Source organism: Pseudomonas sp. Colony2 (assembly GCF_019382755.1).
In the GTDB taxonomy this organism is placed as follows: Bacteria; Pseudomonadota; Gammaproteobacteria; order Pseudomonadales; family Pseudomonadaceae; genus Aquipseudomonas.
In genome coordinates this window covers 2,225,614-2,226,063 of sequence record NZ_CP080030.1, presented here as the reverse complement: position 1 = coordinate 2,226,063, position 450 = coordinate 2,225,614, and the positions used below count along the sequence as shown (strand labels likewise).

The 450-nt window shown below is 58.4% G+C and carries 1 protein-coding gene; it reads right to left on the bottom strand.

What is annotated here, in order from left to right; all coding sequences use genetic code 11:
• Positions 1 to 65 precede the first annotated feature (65 nt).
• The gene (locus JV201_RS09555; protein ID WP_003214497.1) at positions 66 to 299 is read right to left on the bottom strand and encodes a hypothetical protein; all 234 of its coding nucleotides are present in this window, start codon (positions 297 to 299) and stop codon (positions 66 to 68) included.
• Between the last annotated feature and the right edge of the window lie 151 nt (positions 300 to 450).

The following is a 450-nucleotide window of genomic DNA, read 5'->3' as shown; positions in this document are numbered from 1 at the left end:
TGCTGATCGCAAACTGATGGACCGCGAAACACCTCGGGCGTAGAGCCCAACGCGGTCCTGCGGGACTAGCCCTTCAACTCACCCAACCGATTACTCGCCGCGTCGTCGTATGCCACATACAACGACTCGGCGATTTGGCTTTTGATGGCCTTGGCGCTTTCCAGACCCAATACAAAACCTTCGGCTTTGCCGCCTGCGCGGTTCAGGTCTTCTTTGGTGTCAGCACCGGTGATGGCGTCGAGGAGCTTGATGGCCTGAGGGCCTACGCCTTTTGGGAGGCTGATTTGGTCGATGCTCATTGGGATGCCTCGGATGAGATGCGGGATGGGGTGGTGCGGGGTGAAGAGGTCATGGGCGATACCTTGAGATTGAGGTCGGTAGCGCGTGGAACCACTGCCGGGGGTGGCATGGTAGACCGGTATGGGAATTAAAGGGGTGGTTTCGGCCAAA